Source organism: Christensenella intestinihominis, from assembly GCF_001678845.1.
Lineage (GTDB): Bacteria > Bacillota > Clostridia > Christensenellales > Christensenellaceae > Christensenella > Christensenella intestinihominis.
Genome location: NZ_MAIQ01000016.1, coordinates 1 through 25,408, shown reverse-complemented (window position 1 = coordinate 25,408; position 25,408 = coordinate 1). Strand labels below are relative to the sequence as shown.

The 25,408-nt window shown below is 58.7% G+C and carries 9 protein-coding genes; all 9 read right to left on the bottom strand.

The genetic code is table 11. The annotated features are described in order from the left end of the window. Window positions 1–99 precede the first annotated feature (99 nt). The gene (locus tag BBD38_RS13730; protein ID WP_066689211.1) at window positions 100–513 is read right to left on the bottom strand and encodes a GNAT family N-acetyltransferase; all 414 of its coding nucleotides are present in this window, start codon (window positions 511–513) and stop codon (window positions 100–102) included. Between the two features lie 4 nt (window positions 514–517). Next, the gene (locus BBD38_RS13725) at window positions 518–1,075 is read right to left on the bottom strand and encodes a DUF6933 domain-containing protein (protein WP_066689209.1); all 558 of its coding nucleotides are present in this window, start codon (window positions 1,073–1,075) and stop codon (window positions 518–520) included. An 89-nt stretch (window positions 1,076–1,164) separates the two neighbouring features. Next, the gene (locus tag BBD38_RS13720; RefSeq protein WP_082989702.1) at window positions 1,165–3,609 is read right to left on the bottom strand and encodes a leucine-rich repeat protein; all 2,445 of its coding nucleotides are present in this window, start codon (window positions 3,607–3,609) and stop codon (window positions 1,165–1,167) included. A 289-nt stretch (window positions 3,610–3,898) separates the two neighbouring features. After that, window positions 3,899–4,315 (bottom strand): hypothetical protein, encoded by a 417-nt coding sequence (locus BBD38_RS13715; protein WP_066689205.1) that lies wholly within the window; start codon window positions 4,313–4,315, stop codon window positions 3,899–3,901. Window positions 4,316–4,342: 27 nt separating this feature from the next. After that, window positions 4,343–4,780: a cell division protein SepF gene (locus tag BBD38_RS13710; protein ID WP_066689200.1), complete on the bottom strand. Its 438-nt coding sequence runs from the start codon at window positions 4,778–4,780 to the stop codon at window positions 4,343–4,345. Between the two features lie 28 nt (window positions 4,781–4,808). Further along, window positions 4,809–6,089: a C40 family peptidase gene (locus BBD38_RS13705; protein WP_066689199.1), complete on the bottom strand. Its 1,281-nt coding sequence runs from the start codon at window positions 6,087–6,089 to the stop codon at window positions 4,809–4,811. 57 nt (window positions 6,090–6,146) lie between these two features. Next, a complete protein-coding gene (srtB, locus tag BBD38_RS13700) occupies window positions 6,147–6,932 on the bottom strand; it encodes a class B sortase (RefSeq protein WP_066689198.1) in 786 nt (261 codons plus the stop codon). 1 nt (window position 6,933) lies between these two features. After that, on the bottom strand, window positions 6,934–14,232 hold the full coding sequence (locus BBD38_RS14610; RefSeq protein WP_066689197.1) for a beta strand repeat-containing protein: 7,299 nt from the start codon (window positions 14,230–14,232) through the stop codon (window positions 6,934–6,936). 121 nt (window positions 14,233–14,353) lie between these two features. Next, a partial coding sequence (locus BBD38_RS13690; protein ID WP_082989701.1) for a DUF7601 domain-containing protein occupies window positions 14,354–25,408 on the bottom strand: 11,055 nt, incomplete at its 5' end.

Below are 25,408 nucleotides of genomic sequence, written 5' to 3'. Positions count from 1 at the left end.
CGCCTTTTTTGAACTCCCCCGCGCAGCGGGGGGATTTCGCTTCGCATAAAAAAAGGACGCCGAAAGCGTCCTTGTCCGCATTTTATGCCCTGTTATCCTTCATTCCCTGCCCGCAAAATTGCATATCTGCATGGCCACGCCGTCTTCCATGCGGCGGAACCCGTGTTTTTCATAAAACGCGGCGTTTTTGCTTTCCTCCGGCATGATGTTGATATAGAGGTAATCCTTATATTTTTCTTTGGCGAGCGCAACCAGCCTCCCGGCAATTCCCCGGCCCTGGTAATCCGGGCGTACCAACAGGTAATGCAGGAACGCCACCAGCTCGCCGTCGTCCATGGCCCGCAGCAGCCCTACGAGCCTGCTTCCGTCCCACACGGTAAAAACGGCGGATGAATTCATCAGCGCGCGGTAGAGCCTCGCGGGATATTCGCCCGATATCCAGCCCACGGACAGGAACAGCCCCTGCACGTCTTCCCTGCTGAATTTCTTTTCTTCCGTATAGCAAAGCTCCATTTCTTTATTTGCTCCCTTCCCTGTGACCGCGTTTTTGGCGCCGGGCCAATACATGTTCGCTGTTCTCCTTAAGGTCCAGCGCCATCCGCTCCTGCGGAATTCCAATTCCCTCGTGTCCGGCGCAGCGGCAGGAAACGCCGTTGACCCCGCGATTCAAAAGGAATTGGCAGGATTCCTGCGGGTCAAACAGCCAGTCCTGCATCACCGCATCGTCCCACGCGCGGTTCAGGAACGCGACCTCCCGCCGTCCGTGGGTGCGGGTAACGCGTACATTCCCCGCCTGCTCCAAATACCATTCAACCTGCGCCTGCGGGAAACCATCCGCAAGAAGCGCGGCCCGGATACAACCGAGCGCCGCGGCGGGCAGGCGGTTCCAATCCGCCGGGGCCATCCCCGCCGCCACCGTATAGCGGTTTGCGCAGTTCACCGCAAGCAAGCATTCCCTGCCGTGCAGGCGAATGACGTGCATATCCCAGCAAAAGAGCCGGGATGACTCCGTTCCATAGCCAAGGCGTTTGATTCCCACATACTTTTGCAGGGGAATGGTATATCCAAATTCCATATTGCCCTCCCGGTACCAGTATACCAAAAGCGGCGGGAAACGCAAAAAAAGCCCGCGCTTATTTCAAGCGCAGGCTCTTTTTTCTCCTGTTACCTGTTTGAAAGCCGTTTCCTCAGGACAAGGACCGTCGCCAGCAAGGCGGCTCCTGCCGCAAGCAGCACGATCCACAGCATGAGGTTGGTCTCGTCTCCTGTTTTCGGCCTATCGGGCTGTACCGCCGTTGTTGCCGCAGCAGTCGGCTGGACACTTGGCTGCACAGTCGGCTGGACAGTCGGGTCTGCGGACGGCTGCGCCGTCGGGGCGGCCGTCGCGGTGGGCGCCGGAGTAGGCGTCGGCTGTACCGCCGCCTCGCGCACGAGCACCGGGGATTCCACCTGGTTCACCGCATTGATCGCCGCAAAGCCTTCGTTGGTGGGCAGGTCGCCCGTCAGATATTTTCCATCCGCATCCTTTTTCAGGTCGAGGTCCGCCGTCACGGTATAGTTCGTCCGCGGAAGCGTGCCGTCCATCTGCCACGTAAGGGTTGTCTTCCCGCTGGCGTCGTCCACCGTAACGGCTCCGGGAATTTCAACCTCATTGCCGGAGGCGTCCTGGTAGGTTACCTTTACGCTTCCACTCTTCAGATCAAAATTATCCGGGTGAATCACATCGCGCAAAACATAAACCCGCGTCAGCCCCTGTACAACGGCATTGAACACCGCGCTTAAATCCGCGTTGGACGCCTTGTAGGCCATTCCCGGCGAACATAGGTTGATGAAATCCGAATTCATGGAGGCGTTATACACAATTCCGGCGAGCGGAATTCCTTCGCCTTTAATCGCACCTGCCGCCGAGTGCGAACCCGAAACGTCGCCGTCCGTCAGGAAAAGCACCGCTGCGTCCCTGCTTTTGTCCGCGCGTCCCTGTATCATGTCGTAGGCTCCCTGCAGTCCTGCGTTATGTTCCGTGCCGCCGCTCCTCGAAACCAGGTTGAACAGGAAATCCTGCACGTCGGAAATGCTCCCGGTAAAATCAAGCTCTTCCAGCACGGCGTGGTCGAACGCTACGATTCCCACGCGGTTATCGTAGCCCGATGTGTTCAGCAGGCCTTCGCTTGCCGCCAGCGTGGAAAAAATCGTCTTCCAAAGATTGCTTTTCAGGTTGGTTGTACTTCCCATGCTGCCGCTTACGTCCAGCGTAAACACCGTATCGATGTCGTTGGCCAGAGCGTTGTAAGAGGCGTCAATCCGCAGCTCCGCCTCCGTCTTTTCATCGTTTTTCCACCTTGCGGCTTTGGTAAGCCACGTGGCGCTGTTGTTGTTTCCTTCATGGGAATCGTCATAGTCCGAAACGTCAACGCTGCCGTCGTATCCCTGCGCCGCAGGCTTTGCCGGCAATGTGGGCGCGGACAGCTTCAGCTGATCCAGCCAGCACCGTTCCCACAGGTCGGATTTGTTTAATGTCGTAATATTATCGATATTTTCAAAGGTGAAATCTCCGTCCCCAATTCCCACGCAATTCGTAAACGCACTGGTTCCGATCGTTTTCACGCTCGCGGGGATCGTCATCTCCGTAAGGGCCCGGCAATTCATAAACGCGCTGTTGCCAATTGCCGTTACACCTGCGGGGATCGTCACCCCCGTAAGGGAATCGCAGTCCGTGAACGCGCCCGTCTTAATTTCCCGGAGGCCCGCGGGCAAGGTGATGGACCCGAGCGCGCCGCAGTTGCGGAAGGCGTCCGTCCCAATCGTTTGGACACTGTCCGGAAGCGTTACCGAGTTGAGGGAACCGCAGTTATGGAACATATACTCCCCAATTTCGGTGGTTCCGTCCGGGATCGTGACGGAGCCGAGAAAGTTGCAGCCCTCGAATACATAGGACCCAAACGATGTCGCGCTTGCGGGGATCGCGACAGAGGTCATATTGGAAAGACCTGCAAACGCATAATTGCCGAGCTTCGTAATTCCGGCATCGATGACGACCGACGTGATACCCGAGCGGTAAGAATACCACGGCGCATCTGCCGCCGATGTGTAATTATCGATATCTCCCGTGCCCGAAATGGTAAGCACGCCCGTAACGTCGTCAAACGTCCATGCCGCCGAAGCGCCGCAGGCACCGCCAGTGATTGCAAACGGCACAACCTCTGTTCCTTCCGCCATGAGGCTGGTTACCTCGGGGATTTTTGCGGTCGCCGTAGGTTCCGGCGCCTGGGTTTCTCCCGGGGTTTCGATTTCCTTGTTTTCTTCCGCAGTATTTTTTTCGTGATCCGCTTCCCCGTCTTCGGGAGCTGCAGTGGCCGAGGGTTCGGGGTCCGTTTCTTCGTCCGGCGTTTCTTCCCCGGATGGTTCCGCGGATTCCTCCGGCGCCTCCGTTTCGCTCTCCGGGGGAGCTTCATCCTCTGCAGGCGGTTCTTCCGCCGCTTCAGTCCCTTCTTCCGCCGCCAGGGACACATCGGCGGGAGGCTCCTGCGCCATTGTGGTTCCCACAACGCCCAGGCACATTACCAAAGCGAGAAGTATTGCCAGCCATTTCCATTTCCTAAGTCTTACCATCTTTCTCTCCTTTTCCACTTTTTGTCGCCGGGCCAAAGCATATGGCCGCGGTATACCCTGTTGCTTTATCGGGATATTATTATGACATTATGACTAAACACCTTATTTTTGTACCACAAGGCAACCGGGTTTTGGGCGGTTCCGGCCCAGACGGCAATTCTTAAAGCATAAACGACACAGGGAACTCCCCCGGAATACCGCCCTCTTCCGCGCGGAACGAATTGGCTTTTTGCGCAACAAAAAAGCCCTTGTCCTTTTCAGGGCAAGAGCTTCTGTTTGCTTTTTTAATTTATGCCGTAACCTGATAGGTGATGACGGTTTCCTGTCCGTCCACAAAATAGAAATCGATCAGGAGCATTTTCCCGTCGTCCGTTTGTTTTCCAATCTGGTAGGATTGCCCGGTTCCGTCGTTTTTCACTTCCTGCGTCACCGTAAAACCATCTTCCTTTACAAGCTTCTCAAGGTAAGCGTTGACGTCGGTCACGGATACTTCGCCGTTGCCATAGGTGACCTCGGTTTTAGAACCGTCGGTGCCCGTGCTGGTGGACGTTCCCGTAATCGCCCGTTCCCCGATCACGGAATACAGGGTAGCGACCTGCTGTCCCCCAACCTCGACCGTTTCCGCCGTCCTTGACATGCAGCCCGTCGCCACCACCAGCAGCGCCGCCACAAGTGCCAGAATCATCAACATTTTTCTTTTTTTCATATTTCTATATCCTTTCATTCCGATCAATTACCAGTTAAATTCCATTTGCGTTTCAAAGTTTCCGCCGTCTGTTTCAACGTCCACATTCGCGGGCACAGCGATGAACAGGGTGGGCGTTATCCACTGAATCTGCCCCTTCATGGCATATACCGCGCCGCCTACAAAATCCGCAATACGCTGTGCGTCGCCGTTTTCCAGTCCGTCCACATTCACAACCACCTGCCTGCCGCGCTCGATATCCGCGGCGATTCCCTGGGCGTTTTCATATTCCTTCGGTTCGTAAATGAGGACTTTCATCTCCGCATCATACATCCGGATAACCTTGCCCTTTTCCTTTTTCCGGGCAGGCATATGCTCCCGGGGTTCATCCGGCGCCAATCCGCCGTCATTGCCTTCGGCGTATGCACTGACCGGCGCCTCCTCAAATCCAATTGCGTTTAAAATCTTGTTTCCAAGCCTTCCCATATAAGTTCTCCTTGCTTAAATAAATCCGTTAATTAACCGCCCATCCGTTCAGGACTGCTCCTTCGTAGGCCTGTTCCTCCGTTAACATTAACGGTAACCCGTTTGGCGCGGTCGAAACCTTAATTTCAGCTTTTTCCTGCTGGTTCTGCATGGTTTCCCGTTCGTCCATATATGCCAGCCGACGGACATAGCGGAATCCGGACCCTTCAAGGGGGCTGATTACGACACTATTTTTTGAAGAAGAGCAATGGGCCACAAGCGTTCCTTCTTCTTCATCCGTACCGACAAGGATTCCCACATGGTTGATTCCCGCGTCCTGCGGATTTTTATAGAATACGATATCGCCCGGCTGTGCTTCCTCCCATGTAATTTCATAGGAATGCGCCCACTGGCCGGCCGTGCCGTACCCGGTTTGGTTGACGATGCCATTTTGGTCAAACGCCAATTCCTGCTGCGATGCAAAGGCTTCCTCCGCATTCAGCATGCACCAGAGGACATAGCCGCTGCAATCGAGGCCGTAGGAACGCACCGTGCCCGTTTGGCTGCTGCCTGCGCTGCCCACGATTGCGTCGTTTCCCCAGCGTATATCCCAGCCGCTTGCAGTGCTTTTTCCTCCCCAGAAATAATGTACCTTCCCCACAAGGGAGTAAGCCTTTAAAACGATTTCCCTGCGGTAGGGGCTGAGGTTTTCCGGTAAGTCCTTTTCGATTTCCGCAAGCTGTTCTTCCGTGAGTGCCAGCGTATCGTTATTGCCCTTTGCCACGATATCCGTCAGGAAAATTGCGGGCGCGTCATAGCTCGGCGTTTCTTTCTCTTCGCCGCCTGCGGGCGCGAGGGCTTCCGTTTCATCCGGCTGCGCGGGGGCGGCCGGCTGTTCGGCCTGTTCCGGCTGCGCCGCGGGTTCTGCCTCTGCCTGTTCTTCCTGCGGCGGAGCGCTTTCCGCAGGGGCGGAGGGCTCCGGTGCGGCGGTTCCATCTGCCGACGGGGCGGGCTCCGGCGTTTCCGACGGTTCCGGTTTCTCCGGCGTTTCCGACGGTTCCGGTTTCTCCGGCGTTTCTGACGGCTCCGGCGCTTCCGGTGCTTCCGGCGCGGCTGCGGACGGACTCGGGTCCGCCGGAGGCTCTGCCACTACAGGCGTTTCCCCGGCCTGTTCCTCAGCCTCCGGGGCTTGTTCGGACATCGCCGCCATTTCGCCGTCCGGCTGGTTTTCCTCTGCCGGAGACTCCTGCGCCGCTACCGTCACCGCCATAGCGAGCATTATAATCACCGCTATCGTCACCGCCAGTATTTTTTTGAAATGTTTCTTCATCGTTTTCACAAAATTTACCCTGACCTTTCTTGTTTCCCGGGTTCGCGCTTTCCGCCGTCAAATTTTCGACAGTTTTCCCACCAGTGCATAGCGGGCGTTTTGAAAATCATACGTACAGGTGACCATGGTCACCAGCCTGTCCCCCGCGGCGACCGTAACGCCGGAAGAAAAAGTTGATTTTTGTTTCGCTTCCGCCACAAAAGCCTGAAGGGCCCCATCATCCGGGTTAAAGTCAATATCGTTTGCCCCGCCGTCCACCACATATCCGGCCAGCAGGTCGATGCGGTAGGTTCCGCCCTGTGTATACAGGAAAAGGTGGGTATGCTTATTATAATAACCCTGGTCTTTATATCCTTCCAGGCTGGCAAACATTTTTCCACTTTTCATATGGTGCCCGTACAGCACCGAGTTCCGGTCTGAAAAATCCGAAGCATTCCTGTAATCCAGGAAAATTGCCCCAACCTTATTGCTTGTTCCATCGTACAGGTGGGTCAGGTAATAGCTGTTGTCCGTTCCCTGCATCACAGGATAATCGATCACCGTATCTTCGGAATAAATCCAGGCTACGGCCCCGCCGGAATACTGGCGGAGCGCCGCAACGTCGATCCTTTCCGCAGCGGCCCCGCCGGTATCCGGCAGGCCTCCCTGTACATCCTGCTGTCCGGGCGCCGCGTCCTGTTTTACAACCGCATCCTGCAGGGTGCCGTATACCTGATCGCCCTGGGCGTAATCCTTTGTCTGCGTATATATCTCAGACCCGGCGTACAGCATCACGCAGACGCACACTACGATCCCGATCCAGAGCCATATTCCCTTTTTCGATTTTTTTTCGTGTTTTGCCATTCTACTCCTGTTTTTTTATCTTATGGTGCAGCCCGGCCGCCGTCATTTTGCCGAAAGACTTATCCCTCTGTTTCAGGGAAATTCTTTCCCTCCTGATAACGGTCCGGCCATTTTGCACGCTGACCTCATTTTTCCTTATTGCCTGCGCAAGGAGCAGGAATATTACCATCGCTGCCGCAAAGAACAGGGCTGTCATTGCCGCTACGGTATCGTGAACCCCCGTCTGCGGCATGGAATCATCCGAAGGGGATACAGCCGTATTTGCAGTCCCATCATCTGCGCCGCCGCCCGTTCCGTCATTGCCATTGCCTGTTCCGCCAATGGGCAGGCCCTGTGTGGGCCCCGGCGTTGGCGTCGGCTCTGATGGTTGTGTTGGTCCCGGTGTCGGTGTCGGCTCCGGCTCCGGCGTCGGGGTTGGCCCCGGTGTTGGCGTTGGCGTCGGCTCCGGTGTTGGCGTTGGCGTCGGCTCCGGGCCCGCTTTCGGATTTACCGTGATTGGCAGGGTCGCCTTATGTCCTTCATGCGTGACCACAACCTGGTTATCACTGACGGTGAGCGCCCTGTCCGGCTCATGCGTGTATTCGTAATCCATGAGTTCCCTCGTATTGCCGTCCGAATACTTTGCCATTACCTTCATTCCCGTCCGGTCAAAGGTCTCGCCCTCCGTATATACCGTTTTTGTCGGCGGGACTGTGATTTCGATACTGTCCAATGTCACCGGAACTGGATTCACTGTGACCGGCGTAGTCGCCGTCTTTGTGATCGAATCCTCCGTGTAGGTAACCGTAATCGCCGTATCCGTCGTACTCAATGTACCACTTGGACTATACGTGTACGTCGTTACCTCTGCCGTCGTGCCGTCCGAGTACGTCGCCGTGACCTTCATTCCAGTGGGGTCGAAGCTCTCGCCCTCGGTATATACCGTCTTTGTCGGCGGCGTTGTCACCGTGATGCCCGTAAGCGTCACCGGGACCGGATTGACCGTAATTGGCGTCGTCGCCGTCTTTGTAACCGAGTCCTCCGTGTAGGTGACCGTAATTTCGGTGTCTGTTGTTGCCAGTGCGCCGCTCGGGCTGTAGGTGTACGTCGTTACCTCCGCCGTCGTGCCGTCCGAGTACGTCGCCGTGACCTTCATCCCGTCGGGGTCGAAGCTCTCACCCTCGGTGTATACCGTCTTTGTCGGCGGCGTTGTCACCGCGATGCTATTCAGCGTCACCGGGACCGGGTTCACCGTGATCGGCGTGGTCGCCGTCTTTGTGATTGAATCCTCCGTGTAGGTAACCGTAATTTCGGTGTCTGTTGTTGCCAGTGCGCCGTTCGGGCTATACGTCCAGCCAACCGCTTCCGCTGTCGTGCCGTCCGAGTAGGTTGCCGTGACCTTCATCCCGTCAGGATCGAAGCTCTCGCCCTCGGTGTACACTGTCTTCGTCGGCGGTGTCGTCACCGCAATACCTGTGAGCGTCACCGGGACCGGATTGACCGTAATCGGCGTGGTCGCCGTCTTGGTGACCGAGCCCTCCGTGTAGGTAACCGTAATTTCGGTATCCGTTGTATTAAGTGCGCCGCTCGGGCTGTACGTGTACGTCGTTACTTCCGCTGTCGTGCCGTCCGAGTACGTCGCCGTGACCTTCATCCCTGCCGGGTCGAATGTCTCGCCCTCGGTATATACCGTCTTCGTCGGTGGTGTCGTCACCGCAATACCTGTGAGTGTCACCGGAACCGGGTTCACCGTGACCGGCGTAGTCGCCGTCTTTGTGACCGAGTCCTCCGTGTAGGTAACCGTAATTTCGGTATCCGTCGTTGCCAGCGCGCCGCTCGGGCTGTAGGTGTACGTCGTTACCTCCGCCGTCGTGCCGTCCGAATACGTCGCTGTGACCTTCATCCCGTCGGGATCAAAGGTCTCGCCCTCCGTATATACCGTCTTTGTCGGCGGTGTCGTTACCGTGATGCCCGTAAGCGTCACCGGGACCGGATTGACCGTAATTGGCGTCGTGGCCGTTTTGGTGACCGAGTCCTCCGTGTAGGTGACCGTAATTTCGGTGTCCGTCGTTGCCAGCGTGCCGCTCGGGCTGTATGTCCAGCCAACCGCTTCCGCCGTCGTGCCGTCCGAATACGTCGCTGTGACCTTCATCCCTACCGGATCGAAGCTCTCGCCCTCCGTGTATACCGTCTTCGTCGGCGGCGTTGTCACCGCAATGCCTGTAAGCGTCACCGGAACCGGGTTCACCGTAATTGGCGTGGTCGCCGTTTTGGTGATCGAATCCTCCGTGTAGGTGACCGTTATTTCGGTATCCGTCGTTGCCAGTGCGCCGCTCGGGCTGTAGGTGTACGTCGTTACCTCCGCCGTCGTGCCGTCGGAGTACGTCGCCGTGACCTTCATCCCGTCGGGATCAAAGGTCTCGCCCTCCGTGTATACCGTCTTTGTCGGCGGCGTTGTCACCGTGATGCCCGTAAGCGTCACCGGGATTGGATTCACTGTAATTGGCGTGGTCGCCGTTTTGGTGACCGAATCCTCCATGTAGGTTACCGTGATCTCCGTATCTGTTGTAGCCAGCGTGCCGCTCGGGCTGTAGCTGTAGGTGTTTACCTCTGCTGTCGTGCCGTCCGAGTAGGTTGCCGTGACCTTCATCCCGTCGGGGTCGAAGCTCTCGCCCTCGGTGTACACCGTCTTTGTCGGCGGCGTTGTCACCGCAATGCCTGTAAGCGTTACCGGGACCGGGTTTACTGTGACCGGCGTGGTTGCCGTTTTGGTGATCGAATCCTCCGTGTAGGTAACCGTAATTTCGGTATCCGTCGTTGCCAGTACGCCGCTCGGGCCGTAGGTGTACGTCGTTATTTCCGCCGTCGTGCCGTCCGAGTACGTCGCTGTGACCTTCATCCCGTCGGGATCGAAGCTCTCGCCCTCGGTGTATACCGTCTTCGTCGGCGGCGTTGTCACCGCAATACTATCCAGTGTCACAGGGACCGGGTTCACTGTGATCGGCGTCGTCGCCGTCTTTGTGATCGAATCCTCTGTGTAGGTTACCGTTATTTCGGTATCTGTCGTACTCAATGCGCCGCTCGGGCTGTATGTCCAGCCAACCGCTTCCACTGTCGTGCCGTCGGAGTATGTGGCTGTAACCTTCATCCCTGCCGGGTCGAACGTCTCGCCCTCGGTGTACACCGTCTTTGTCGGCGGTGTCGTCACCGTGATGCCCGTAAGCGTCACCGGGACCGGATTGACCGTAATTGGCGTGGTTGCCGTTTTGGTGATCGAATCTTCCGTGTAGGTGACCGTAATTTCGGTATCTGTCGTTGCCAGCGCGCCGCTCGGGCTGTACGTGTAGGTGTTTACCTCTGCCGTCGTGCCGTCGGAGTACGTTGCCGTGACCTTCATCCCTGCCGGGTCGAAGCTCTCGCCCTCGGTGTACACCGTCTTTGTCGGCGGCGTTGTCACTGCGATACTATCCAGTGTCACAGGGACCGGGTTCACCGTAATTGGCGTGGTCGCCGTCTTGGTGACCGAGTCCTCCGTGTAGGTGACCGTAATTTCGGTATCCGTCGTTGCCAGCGTACCGCTCGGGCTGTAGCTGTACGTCGTTACTTCCGCCGTCGTGCCGTCGGAGTACGTCGCTGTGACCTTCATCCCTGCCGGGTCGAACGTCTCGCCTTCGGTGTATACCGTCTTTGTCGGCGGCGTCGTCACCGTGATGCCCGTAAGCGTCACCGGGACCGGGTTCACCGTGATCGGCGTAGTCGCCGTCTTTGTGACCGAGTCTTCCGTGTAGGTGACCGTAATTTCGGTATCCGTCGTTGCCAGCGTACCGCTCGGGCTGTAGGTGTACGTCGTTACCTCCGCCGTCGTGCCGTCGGAGTACGTCGCCGTGACCTTCATCCCGTCTGGATCGAAGCTCTCGCCCTCGGTGTATACCGTCTTTGTCGGCGGCGTTGTTACCGCGATGCCCGTAAGCGTTACCGGGACCGGGTTTACCGTGATCGGTGTCGTTGCCGTCTTTGTGACCGAATCCTCCGTATACGTCACGGTTATCTCTGTATCCGTCGTGCTCAATGCGCCCATCGGGCTATAGCTATATTCACTATCCCCCAGCACCTTATCCGTGCCGTCCGAGTAGGTCGCTGTGACCTTCATCCCGTCGGGGTCGAAGCTCTCGCCCTCCGTGTATACCGTCTTTGTCGGCGGTGTCGTGACCGCAATACTATCCAGTGTCACCGGGACCGGGTTCACCGTGACCGGCGTGGTCGCAGTCCGCGTAATCCCGCCTTCCGTATAGCTTACCGTGATCGTCGTCGTTGAAGTCGTCAGCGCGCCCGCCGGGCTGTACGTCCAGCCTGTTACCTCTTTCGTAGAGCTGTTTGAATAGGCCGCCGTGACCTTCATCCCTGCCGGGTCAAAAGTCTCGCCTTCCGTGTACACCGTCTTCGTCGGCGGTGTTGTTACCGTGATGCCCGTAAGTGTCACCGGGACCGGGTTCACCGTAATCGGCGTAGTCGCCGTCCGCGTAACCCCGCCTTCCGTATAGCTCACCGTGATCGCCGTCGTTGAAGTCGTCAGCGCGCCCGCCGGGCTGTACGTCCAGCCCGTCACCTCTTTCGTAGAGCTGTTTGAATAGGCAGCCGTGACCTTCATCCCGGCCGGGTCAAAGGTCTCGCCTTCCGTGTATACCGTCTTTGTCGGCGGCGTCGTTACCGTGATGCCCGTAAGCGTCACAGGGTTGACCGTAACCGGCGTGGTCGCAGTCCGCGTAATCCCGCCTTCCGTATAGCTTACCGTGATCGTCGTCGTTGAAGTCGTCAGCGCGCCCGCCGGGCTGCACGTCCAGCCCGTCACCTCTTTCGTAGAGCTGTTTGAATAGGCAGCCGTGACCTTCATCCCCGCCGGGTCGAAGCTCTCGCCTTCCGTATATACCGTCTTCGTCGGCGGCGTCGTCACCGTGATACCCGTAAGTGTCACCGGGTTCACCGTAACCGGCGTGGTCGCAGTCCGCGTAATCCCGCCTTCCGTATAGCTCACCGTGATCGTCGTCGTTGAAGTCGTCAGCGCGCCCGACGGGCTGCACGTCCAGCCCGTTACCTCTTTCGTAGAGCTGTTTGAATAGGCCGCCGTGACCTTCATCCCTGCCGGGTCAAAAGTCTCGCCTTCCGTGTACACCGTCTTCGTCGGCGGTGTTGTTACCGTGATGCCCGTAAGTGTCACCGGGACCGGGTTCACCGTAATCGGCGTAGTCGCCGTCCGCGTAACCCCGCCTTCCGTATAGCTCACCGTGATCGCCGTCGTTGAAGTCGTCAGCGCGCCCGCCGGGCTGCACGTCCAGCCCGTCACCTCTTTCGTAGAGCTGTTTGAATAGGCAGCCGTGACCTTCATCCCCGCCGGGTCGAAGCTCTCGCCTTCCGTATATACCGTCTTCGTCGGCGGCGTCGTCACCGTGATACCCGTAAGTGTCACCGGGTTCACCGTAACCGGCGTGGTCGCAGTCCGCGTAATCCCGCCTTCCGTATAGCTCACCGTGATCGTCGTCGTTGAAGTCGTCAGCGCGCCCGACGGGCTGCACGTCCAGCCCGTCACCTCTTTCGTAGAGCTGTTTGAATAGGCCGCCGTGACCTTCATCCCTGCCGGGTCGAAGCTCTCGCCCTCGGTGTATACCGTCTTTGTCGGCGGCGTTGTCACCGTGATACCCGTAAGCGTCACAGGGTTGACCGTAACCGGCGTGGTCGCAGTCCGCGTAACCCCGCCTTCCGTATAGCTTACCGTGATCGTCGTCGTTGAAGTCGTCAGCGGTCCCGCCGGGTTGTACGTCCAGCCTGTTACCTCTTTCGTAGAGCTGTTTGAATAGGCAGCCGTGACCTTCATCCCTGCCGGGTCGAAGCTCTCGCCTTCCGTATATACCGTCTTTGTCGGCGGCGTCGTCACCGTGATGCCCGCAAGCGTCACAGTGGCAGGGCTGACCGTGATCGGCGTGGTCGCCGTTTTTGTAATCCCGCCTTCTTCGTAACTCACCGTAATCTCGGTGTCCGCTGTCGTGAGTGGTCCCGTCGGGCTATACGTGTAGCTTGATACGTCGACGTCAAAGCCGTCGGAGTAGCTCGCCGTTACCACCATGCCCGCAGGGTTAAAGCTTTCGCCCTCCGTATACGCCGTCTTCGTCGGCGGATTCGTCACTGCAAGGCCCGTCAGTTTGATTCCCTCGATAACCGTGATTGGCGTTGTCGCTGTCTTGGTGACTCCGTCTTCCGTATACCTTACTGTAATTTCCGTAACTGAAGTCGTCAGCGCACCCGTCGGGCTGTACGTCCAGCCCGTTACTATTTTTGTCGAGCCGTCCGAGTATGTGGCCGTAACTTCCATGCCCGCCGGGCTGAAATACTCGCCGTCCGTGTATGCTTCGCGCGCGGGAGGCTCCGTCACCTCGATTTTTGAAAGCGTAGGCGCGGGCTCCGTATCGGTTTTTGTCAGGTTGACGTAGTAGTCCGGATACCTGATCGGGTCTCCAAAGTTGTATGGATATTCGCCTACGGTATCATTGTCCTTCGGGTTTCCAAAGGTCACTGTGTATCCTTCCGGTACGCCGCTTACGACCAGCTTTTTTGAACGCGCAAGGATAATATTTCCAAACCAGCCGCTGAAATCATTGTCCGCATTCAATACATCCGTATTCCGTGATGTACCATACGGCGTATTTGAAAGCGTCCACCCCGCATAGGAGTTCTGCGGCCCCTTGTCCATCAGTTCTACCTTGATCGACGCCCCCGCCGGCGCGGAAATTTCCTTTCCTGCCTGGTTGAGCCAAACGGCATAAACGTTAAGGTCTGATATTTGGTTACTCCAGTCAACGACGTCAAACGGCACAATGATATCGCCGCTTTGCGGCGCTGTCGCGGGCGAAAGGGGCGCCAAAACTTCCCCTGCATCGCGCTGCTCCGTCGTGTTTTCCTCCTCCGCAGCGGGAACCTCCGTTGCTTCAGGGGCTGCTTCCTCGTCCTGCCCGGGTTCCGGCTCAGCGGTTGCTTCCTCCTCCGCAGCGGGAACTTCCGTTGCTTCGGGAACCGCTTCCTCGTCCTGCTCAGGCCCGGCCGTTGCTTCTGCGTCGGCAATTTCCCCGTCGCTGTCCGGCGGCGCCTGCTCTGCGCCGTCTTCTTCCGCCTGGCCGGACTCCTCCGCTGGCAGACCGGCTTCCATGACTGCCGGAACCTCTTCATTTTCCATTGCGACGGTTGGAACAACCATTCCAATCATCACGGCAACCGCGACAATTATTGTAATTATATTTTTAAAAAGCTTGCTTACTTTTCTGCCGTTATGCATTATTTTTTCTCCATGTGTTGCTTGTGAAAATAAGCTTCATAGGGTATAAGTCCGTTTTTATAAGTTTTTATAAAACGAGGCCCCGGGAAGGGGGATTTCCCCCTTCCGTGCCTCCTTTTATTTAGCGCCTGCTGCGGCGCGTTTCGCGGTATGCCTCATAGGCCTCGACTGCCTGCTGCCGGCGCTTGCGGATTACCGCCAGCACAATGAGTGCCGTGAGTATTCCGCCCGCCGCGATGAGCAGCATCAGCATGCCCATCGGCAGTCCGCCTTCGTCGCCCGTCTTGGGGAATGCTCCCGCATAGGTCTGCGACTGGCTGTTTGTTACCTTGTTGGTGTTCTGGAACCCGTCATCCTTCGGATTGCCCGGGTCTTCACCCGCCGCGGGTTCCTTCACCTGTGCAACGTTCTCGATGCTGACCGTTCCGGCCTGCTTCAGTTCGTTCACCGTTACCGCAAAGCTCACGGTTACGGTTTCTCCCGGACCTACCTGCGGGATTACCCACGCAAGTCCGTCCTTGCCGCCAATTTGTGCCTTCGCGGCAGTGACCCCGGAAACGCTGCACTTCTCGGAACCGGGAACGAGCGTCGTGCCTTCGGGAACCGTATCGCGGATGATTACGTTCTCTGCCGCGTCCTGTCCCTTGTTGGATACGCCTATCTGGTAGGTAATCGTATCTCCGGCCTTCACTTCCGTCCCGCTTCCCGGACTGGAGGATTTCACCACTTCAAGCGCCGATTCCTTAACCTCATGGTATGTGGTCTCTGTTACCTGTGTGGCCTCATCGTCCGCGTAAACCGGATCGCCCTTCTTGTGGCCGTCCGTATCCTCTTCATAAACGAGGTCTGTTTTTCCCTTGTCTTCGAGCTTGCCGGTGTTCTCAAACACCTTCGAAAGCTCATGGACCGGGGTGCTGGGGTCGTCCGTATAGAGCGGCGCCGTCACGCGGAACGTGAGGTATGCCGTTTCTCCTTCGGAAAGCCCGTTCACAATCCATTCAACCCCGTTCTTCATTTGTCCGTCAGGTGCCGCCACCTGCTTCACAGCTACGGACGCCACCTTGGCTTTCGAGCCGGGAACCGCATTCTGGATGCTGCCGCTCGGCGAGCCTTCCACAAGCGTCGTACCGTCCGGAATCGCGTCGGTTATTGCGAGGTTGCCGCTCGGCGAACCTGTGTGCGTTACCCGCAGGCGGTATTCCACAACCTGCCCGCGCTGCGTCTGCACCGGTGCGCTCTGCGTACCGCGGTTTTCATCCTTCGCGGTATCCGATTCAATCAACGCCGCCGTCTTGGTAATGGCGGACGTTCCCGTCCCGGTCTTATGCGTCACCACGTTCGAATCTTCCGTTACCGGAGTTCCGGTGCCCGGATCGTATGTGATGGTCGCCTGGTTCTTGAACAGCTTCGCTGTCTCTCCTGCCGCGAGCTTCTCTACAACCGCCTTGAACCTGAAGCCCGTGACGCCCTTTGAAGCGCTTCCCGCCGTCCACGTGATTTCACGCGTCGCGGCGTTATAAGCGCTGTCCGGAACTGCCGTAACGGTTCCGTTCGGGCTGACGATCTCGATGCTGCCCGGTACGAGGGCAAGGCCCTGCGGTACGGTGTCTTTCACCGTCACGTTGTTTACCTGGTCCGCTGCATGAAGCTGCATTGTATAGGTAATGGCCTGTCCCTGCCGAACCTCCCTGGCACTCGCTTCATCCGTTCCGCCCATCGGGCTTGACGTCTTCACGAATGTGTGCGTCTGGTGCTGCACCTCGTTTGACGGAGTGTACTCGTCAACCGGAGGCGTCGGGTCGTTCGGGTCAACCGGAGGCGTCGGGTCGCCCGGATCGGGTACGTATGAGTATCCTGTGTTCGTAATCACGCCCGGGGCGTTTGCTCCCGCCTTGTCCACCGTAACCTTGAAGCTCAGTACAATCTTGTTCTGCGCGCCGACCAGTATCTCTGCGATCTTCCAGTCGATCCGGTTTGCGGCGGCCGTATATGTACCGCCCGTCACTTCCGCGGAGCCCGGCACATAGGTCGTGCCCTGCGGAATGAAGTCCGCTACGCGTACGTCTGTCGCGGGCGCCTGTCCTGTGTTCACAAGCGTCAGCTTATAGGTGATTTCTCCGCCCTCGCTCACAACCGGGATCAACCCGTTTGCCGCCGGACTTACCGGATCGGAGGACTTCGTCATCGTCACCAGCGGCTCCTTCACCTCATGGTAAGTGATTTCCGTAGGCTTCTCATACTCTTCTGCTGCGAAGATGGTTTCACCAGCCGTATGCTGCGTCCGCGTGCCGTTCTTGTCTACGGTCGTAACCGTCTCCGTATGCTGCGTTTCCTTCATGGCCTGGTCGGTCATGGTCGCCTGGTTCGTATACGTCTTTTGCAGCTCGTACTCCGCTGTCGCCGGGTCGTCGCTCGTCGCGGGCGCGCTCACACGGAATGTGAGGTAGGCCTGTTCTTTGTTGTCAAGGCCATTCAGCACCCAGCGCACGCCATCCGCCGTCATTTCCGCGGATTTTACAGTCGCCGTAGAGCCGGAAACCGCATTCTTAATGCTGCCGGTGATGGAGCCTGCCACAAGCGTGCAGTCTTTCGGGATCGGGTCTGTGACCACGATGTCCCCGCTCTTCATGCCGTCCGCGCCGGTGTTCGTCACCGTAAGGCGGTATTCCACGATCTGGCGCCGCTCCGTATAAACCGGAGTTCCTTCCGTGCCGCGGTCTTCGCCCTTTGCAGTGTCATTTTCAATCACCGCCGCCGTCTTGGTGATATCCGCCCAGCGGCTCTTCACCTCATGCGTTACCTCTCTGGTCGGGGGATAATCCACATCTTCCCCGCCGCCCGGGTTATCCTGTGTAAGGACCGCATGGTTCCTGAGCGCTTTCTCTGTTTCGCCGTCCGCCAGCTTGTTCACCATTACCTTCAGGCGGAAGTTCGACGTTCCTTCCGGAATATCCACCTTCGGCCATGTGACAACGCCGCCTGCATGTACGTCTGCTTCGTCCAGCGTTACCCGCGCATCGTTGCCGAGCTTGTAGCTCACCGAGCCTGCCACGAGGCTTACGCCGTCCGGCAGGGTGTCTGTGATTACCACGTTCTTAACGCCGCCCTTTGGTGCAGTGGCGTTGATGTTGTACGTGATAATGTCGCCTTCGCGGACCTGCCCCGGGTTCACAAGGTTCCCGTTCGCATCCACCGTGCCGCCTGCCGGGGTACTCGACTTTTCGTAGTACACCGTCGGGTTCTCGACTTCGTTGGTCGGCGTATCCGGATTCTCCGGGTCGCCCGGGTCTTTCGGGTTCTCGTTGCCGTTATCGTGCGCTGCCGCGTTCACGATCTCTACCGGGTTATCCGCGGGGCTCAGCGCGTCTACCGTTACCGTAAAGGTGACATAGACCGCGTTTTCTTCGCCCATCGGCACATTAAGGTTCCAGTTCAGGCACTGTTTTCCGTTCACGGTGCGGAGGCTGCCGCCGTGGCTTGCACTGCCCGCTTTATACGTCGTGCCCGCGGGGATGTAGTCCCTCAGCGTTACGTTCTGCGCATCCGCCGTGCCGGAGTTCATGACCTTGAGCGTGTAGGTGATCTCGTCGCCCGGCGCTACAAGTTGTCCCTGCACATCCGGGTCGCCGCCGACCATCTTGTCGCTCGTCTTTTCCACGCTGATCTTCGGCTCCGTTACCTTATGATAGGTTGTTTCGGAGTCCTTATCATATTCGTCCCTGCCATATACCGCGGCTCCGTCTTCGTCCGTAGCATTTTTCTTGTCTTCGTCGATCAGGTTCGCCGTATTCTCAAAGACCTGGACCCCGCTTTCACCCGCCGTGGCCGGTGCCGTTACGCGGAATGTAAGCAATGCTTCCTCGCCCGGTGACATGCCGCTGATAATCCACTTCATGCCGTCCGCCGTCAGCGAGCCCGCGCCTACGGATGCCGTAGAGCCTGCCACTGCCGTCGTGATCGTTCCGGTTGCGCTGCCGTCCACATAGACGGTGCCCGCCGGGATCGGGTCGGTCACGACGAGGTTACCGCTCTTCGCGCCTTCCGTACCCGTATACCTGACGCGCAGGTGGTATTCCACAGCCTGCGAAAGCTTGGTGCCTACCGGGTCCGCAGCGGTTCCGCGTTCTTCGCTGCCCGCCGTGCCGCTTGTGACAAGCGCCGCCGTTTTGGTGATGTCCGCCTTACCCTCGCGCACTTCGTGCGTAACGGTGTTGGTGTCTTCTTCGATGCGGTTTCCATTGCCGTCGTTCATCGAGGCATGCGCCGTGTTTTCATACAGCATATACGTTTCGCCCGGAAGGAGCTTATCCACAATTACGCTGAACACGAATGCCGTCTGTCCTGCCGAAACGTTTGTCTTCGGCCATGTGATAACGCGCGTGTTCGCATTGTAGGCGCTGTCCGCAACCGGCACCTTCGTGCCGTCCGGCGTTACGTAATAGATGCTGCCCGGCACAAGGATCATGCCGTCCGGCACGGCATCCGTAAGTTCAAAATCCGTTACCGGCTGTTCTGCGTTGAACTGCATCGTGTATTTCACGAGCTGTCCCTGCTTCACGGGCACTGCGCTCGCCGCGTCTGTGCCGCCCATCGGGTCGGATACCTTCACCAGCGAAGTAAGCTGGTGGTTTACCTCGTTCGTCTTGTCGTATGATTCGTCCGGCTTATCCGGCGTTTCCGGATGTTCTTCATCCGGGCCCGGCACGCGGTAGAACGCCCCGTTTGTCACGATGCCCGACGCTTCGCTTGCCGCGAGTCCGTTCACCGTTACCTTGAACGATACGGTGGCGTCCTTCCCTGCCGCGATCTCCGGGATCACCCAGTCGATCTGCGTCTTCGTCGCATCCGCCGTGCCGCCCGCCGTGATGCTTCCATCTACAAGCGTCGTGCCCGCCGGTACATAGTCGCGCACCTGTACGTTCTTCGCAGCCGCAAGTCCGCTGTTTTCGAGCTTGATCCGATATTCGATCGTATCGCCCGCGCGCACCACCGGAATCAGTTCTCCCGGGGCGGGGCTTGCCACGATACTGCTCTTCACAGCCGTTACGAGGGGTTCTTTCACCTCATGCCACGTTTTTTCCGAATCCTTTTCATATTCTTTTTCTTCATATACCTTGTCCGTCGTGGTATGGCGCGTTTCATCACCGTTTTCATCCACTGTCGTTACGGTCTCGGTATAGGTCTTTTCGCTCATCTCCTTATCCGTCATGTGCGCGATATTATCGAACACGCGGGAGAGTTCATGCTCTTCTGTCGCCGGATCGTCCGTCGTCTGCGGAGCGTTCACACGGAACACGAGCGTTGCGGTCTCGCCTGCCGACATGCCGGAAAGCGTCCACTTCACGCCGCTCGCCGTCACTTCCTTTGTGGAGGTCGCCGTGCTGGTTCCGCTGCCGCCGCTGAATACCGCGTCTGCCTGCGAACCGTTTACGTACGACGTTCCCGCCGGGAAGTTGTCCGTCACCACGATGTCGCCGCTCTTAAGGGCGTCCGAACCGGTGTTGGTCACGCGCAGGCGGTATTCCACCACCTGCAGAAGCTGCGTCTGCACCGGCGCGGTTTCCGTACCGTTGTCTTCCGGAAGCGCGCTGCCGCCTTCGATGAGCGCCGCGGTTTTGTGAATTTCCGCCTGGCGGGCGTTCACCGTGCTCGAGGTTTCCGTCGTCTGCTTCGGTTCCGTGCCCGGAGCCTTAACGATTGCCGTATTCTTGATTTCAAGGCTTTCCGTTCCATCCGCAAGCTTGTCTACCATTGCCCGGAAGACAAAGGTCGATTCTCCTGCCGGAACGTCTACCGCCGGCCAGTAAACTGTGCCGTCAATATATTCGCAGCCTGCCGATGCGGGCCTGCCCCCCGCGAGGGTGTAGCGGATGCTTCCCTTTACGAGGCTGAGTCCGTCCGGAAGTTCATCCGATACTTCGATGCCGGACGCGCCGCCCTCGGACGCGATCACGCGGATCGTATACGTGAGGATGTCGCCTTCGCGCACATTGCCTTCGGGGCTTACTTCCTTCACCATCACAAGCGTCGGGTTCTTCACCTCGTTGGTAGGCGTGCCGGGGTCAGGGTCCTCAGGGTCCTTCGGGTCGCGGTTGCCGTTATCGTGCATTGCCGCATTGCGGATTGTGACCGGTGCGCCGCCCTCGGGGATTTCATCCACAGTTACCGTGAACGTTACCTCCACGGTCTCGCCGACCGCGATGGACGGGATGTTCCAGTTCACATAATCCTTGCCCGCCGCGTTTGCCTTCAGCTCGCCGCCGTGGCTTGCGCTGCCGCTCTTATACGTCGTCCCGTCCGGGATGTAGTCGCGTACCGTCACGTTCTGCGCGTCTGCCGCGCCCGTATTCGATACGTGGAGCGTGTACTTAATCTCGTCGCCGGGCTGCACATATTTGCCCACGACCTCGCTGCGGTCTGTTTCGTCAAACATCTTATCGCTTGTCTTGTAAGCTTCGATGTTTGCCTTGAGGTAGCCGTTTACAAACGACGCCTCAGCGCCGCCCATGCCGATGCTGCCGGAAGTGGTTCCGTTCGCCGGGCTTTCCTGCGCATAATTTTCTTTCGCGGTTTCCTTCACTTCATACGTGCTTCCCACCGCAATGTTTTCAAATACGGCCTTCTGCCCGCCTGCGAGTGTGAATTTGCCGCTTGCGTCCGTCTTGAACGGGCCGCCTGCCGTGATTTCCGTTCCGGTCTGCTTGTCGTACAGCCTGTATTCCTGATCCGCGTACGGAGCGCCGTTTACGGTTGCCGTAAACTCGAACGTATCGCCCGCCGGGGCATCTTCGCCCGTGACCGTCTTATCGACTTCGAGGCTGCGCCTGGGCTCGTAGCTGTTTGTAAACGCCGCTTGTGCGCCGTCTACCGTGACGCTGCCGCTGTAGCCGTCCGCCGGGGCCGTTACGTAATCCGCTGTGGTTGTTTCCACAACCTCATAGGTACTGCCCACCGGGATGTTGCTGAACACGGCCTTGCGGTTGCCCGTAAGTTTCAGCTGTCCGTCGTCGTCCGTCGCATACGGGCCGCCCGGAATCGCCGCGCCCGTCGTAAGGTTGTAAAGCTTATATTCCTTGTTGGCATATGCCGCTCCGTCCACCTTCACCGTGAAAGTAAATTCCGCGCCGGATGGAACGCCGCTGCCCGTGACCGTCTTTGAAATCACGATATCCCTCGACGGCGCATAGTTGTTTGTAAACACTGCCGCCGAGCTGTCGTCCAGGGCAACCGTGCCCTTTCCGCCCGTCTGCGAAGCGGTGTAATCCGGATTCGGCGTTTCTTCCACTTCGTACGCCGTGCCCGCCGTGATGCCTTCAAAGACCGCCTTCTGGCCTGCCGTAAGATTCAGCTTGCCGCTTGCGTCCGTCTTGAACGGTCCGCCTGCCGTGATCTCGATCCCGTCGGAACCGTAGAGCCTGTATTCCTGGTCCGCATACGCGCTGCCGCCTACGCTGACCGTGAACTCGAACGCCGCGTCTGCCGGAGCGCCGTCGCCCGTCACCTGTTTTTCAACCGTGAGGGTGCGCTGCGGCTCATAGCTGTTCACAAAGCCCGCCGTGCTGCCCGCGGAGGTGATGCTTCCGCTTGCCGCTCCGCCGTCTGCCGGGTCTGTCTGCACATAATCCGCCTTGGGCGTCTCTACGACTTCGTAGGCCGTGCCTTCAAGGATGTTCCCGAAGACTGCCTTCTGGCCTGCCGCGAGGCTAAGCTTGCCGCTTGCGTCCGTCTTGAACGGTCCGCCCGCCGTGATCTCGTTTCCGTCCGAACCATAGAGCTTGTATTCCTGGTCCGCATACGGAGCGCCCGCCACGTTCACCGTGAACTCGAACGTGTCGCCCGCCGGGGCATCGCCTGTCACCGTCTTTTGAACGGTAAGCGCCTGCTTCGGCTCATAGTTGTTCACAAACGTCAGCACGTTGCTGCCGTCCGCAATGTTTCCTTCTGCCGCGCCGGAAGGCGAGGTCTGGACGTAGCCGTCCTTCGCACTTTCCACGACTTCGTAAGCCGTATCGACGGCAATGCCTTCAAACACTGCCTTCTGGCCCGCCGCGAGGCTAAGCTTGCCGTCCTTGTCCGTCCTGTAGCCGCTGCCGCTCGGAATCTCGACCGGGGCCGCCGGGTCGCTTACGTCGTACAGCTTGTACTCCGCATAGCGGTATACCGTGCCGCCCACCTTCACCGTGAAGGTGAATGTATCGCCGTCCGGGGCCGTGAAGCCCGGGGAAGCCGTTACCTGTTTTTCGATTTCCAGGTTACGCTTCGGCGCATAGTGGTTCGTGAATTCCGCTGTCGAGCTGTTATCTGCCGCAACGTTACCCGTATCGCCCGTGCTCGTCGTCACGTAGTCCGCGTTCGCGGTCTCGGTAACTTCATACCGCAGGCCCGCCGTCACGCCTTCAAATACCGCATACTGCCCGGCCTTCAGCGTCAGCTTGCCGTCCGCGTCCGTCTTATACGGTCCGCCTGACGTGATCTCGATCCCGTCAGAACCATAGAGCCTGTATTCCTTGCCTGCATACGCTTCTCCGCTTACCTTCACCACGAATTCGAACGTGTCGTCCGGGGCTGTGAGGCCCGCTTCCGCCGTGACTGTCTTTCTGACCACAAAGCTGCGCTGCGGTTCATAGCTGTTCACAAAGCCCGCCGTGCTGCCTGCGGAGGTGATGCTTCCGCTTGCCGCTCCGCCGTCTGCCGGGTCCGTCTGCACATAATCCGCCTTGGGCGTTTCCACAACCTCGTAGGCCGTGCCTTCAAGGATGTCCCCGAAGACTGCTTTCTGGCCTGCCGCGAGGCTAAGCTTGCCGTCCGTATCCGTCTTGAACGGGCCGCCCGCCGTGATCTCGTTTCCGTCCGCGCCATAGAGCTTGTATTCCTGGCCTGCGTACGGAGCGCCCGCCACGTTTACCGTAAACTCGAACGTGTCGCCCGCCGGGGCATCGCCCGTCACCGTCTTCTGGATGGCCAGGCCCTGCTTCGGCTCGTAGTTGTTTACAAATGTCAGCACGTTGCTGCCATCCGCAATGTTTCCTTCTGCCGCGCCGGAAGGCGAGGTCTGGACGTAGCCGTCCTTCGCGCTCTCCGTCACCGCATAAGAGGAATTGACCGCGATGCCTTCAAACACCGCCTTCTGCCCTGCCGTAAGCGTCAGCTGGCCGTTCTTGTCCGTCATGTAGCCGCTGCCGCTCGGAATCTCAACCGGCATCGCCGGGTCGCTTACGTCGTACAGCTTGTACTCCGCATAGCGGTACAACAGGCCGTTCACAGTAACCGTAAAGGTGAATTCGTCACCATCCGGGGCCGTGAAGCCCGGAGCCGCAGTTACCTGTTTTTCGATTTCCAGATTACGCTTCGGCGCATAGTTATTCGTGAACACCGCCGTGCTGCTGTTGTCTGCCGCAACGCTGCCCGTATCGCCCGTGACCGTCGTTTCGTAGTCCGCGTTCGCGGTCTCCTTCACTTCGTACGCCGTGCCCGCCGCGATGCCTTCAAACACTGCCTTCTGGCCTGCCGTAAGGCTCAGCTTGCCGCTTGCGTCCGTCTTGAACGGCCCGCCTGCCGTGATCTCGATCCCGTCGGAGCCGTAGAGCCTGTATTCCTTGTCTGCATACGCGCTGCCGCCTACGCTGACCGTGAACTCGAACGCCGCGCCTGCCGGGGCGTCGCCCGTCACCTGCTTTTCAACCGCGAGGGTCCGCAGCGGCTCATAGCTGTTTGTAAAGCTTGCCGTCGAGCCCGCTTCGGATACCGTTCCGGTATCGCCCGTCGCCGCCTGTACATAGTCCGTCTTCGGCGTTTCCACAACCTCGTACGCCGTTCCCTGCAGGATGCCGCCGAATACCGCTTCCTGGTTATCTTTCAGCGTCAGCTTCCCGTCCGCGTCCGTCTTGTACACGCCGATCTGCTGTACGCCGCCTTCATACAGGTCGTATTCCTTGTCCGCATACGGCGCGCCCGCCACGTTCACCGTAAACTCGAACGTGTCGCCCGCCGGGGCGTTTGCCCCCGTTACCGTCTTTTTGACCGTCAGGCCCTGCTTCGGCTCGTAGTTGTTCGTGAATACCACGCTGTTTTCGCCGTCCGCAATGCTGCCGTCCTGCGACGTATGGTCCGCCACATAGCCGTCCTTCGCGCTTTCCGTCACTTCATAGGTCGTGCCGACCGCGATGCCTTCAAACACTGCCTTCTGGTTCGCGGTGAGCGTCAGCCTGCCGTTTCCGTCCGTCATGTAGTTGTCGCCCGGAATTACAACCGGCGCCGCCGGGTCGCTGATGTCGTACAGCGTATACTTCGCGTAGCGGTATACCGTGCCGCCCACCTTCACCGTGAAGGTGAACGTGTCGCCGTCCGGGGCCGTGAAGCCCGGGGATGCCGTTACCGTTTTGCTCACTTCCAGGCTGCGCTTCGGCGCATAATTGTTCGTGAACACCGCCGCGCTGCTGTTGTCTGCCGCAACGCTGCCCGTATCGCCCGTGACCGTCGTTTCGTAGTCCGCGTTCGCGGTCTCCTTCACTTCGTACGCCGTGCCCGCCGTGATGCCTTCAAACACTGCCTTCTGGCCTGCCGTAAGGCTCAGCTTGCCGCTTGCGTCCGTCTTGAACGGCCCGCCTGTCGTGATCTCGTTTCCGTCGGAACCGTAGAGCCTGTATTCCTTGCCTGCGTACGCGCTGCCGCCTACGCTGACCGTGAACTCGAACGCCGCGCCTGCCGGGGCGTCGCCCGTCACCTGTTTTTCAACCGTGAGGGTTCGCTGCGGCTCATAGCTGTTTGTAAAGCCTGCCGTCGAGCCTACGTCGGATACCGTTCCGGTAGCGCCCGTCGCCGTCTGTACATAGTCCGTCTTCGGCGTTTCCACAACCTCGTATTCCGTTCCCTGCAGGATGCCGCCGAATACCGCGTACTGGCCTGCCGTAAGCGTCAGCTTGCCGCTTGCGTCCGTATAGAACGGTCCGCCCGCCGTGATCTCAATCCCGTCCGCGCCATAGAGCTTGTATTCCTGGCCTGCGTACGGTGCGCCCGCCACGTTCACCGTGAACTCGAACGTGTCGCCCGCCGGGGCGTTTGCCCCCGTTACCGTCTTTTTGACCGTCAGTCCCTGCTTCGGCTCGTAGTTGTTCGTGAACGCTACAACGTTTTCGCCGTCCGCGATGCTGCCCGTGGCCGCGCCGGAAGGCGAGGT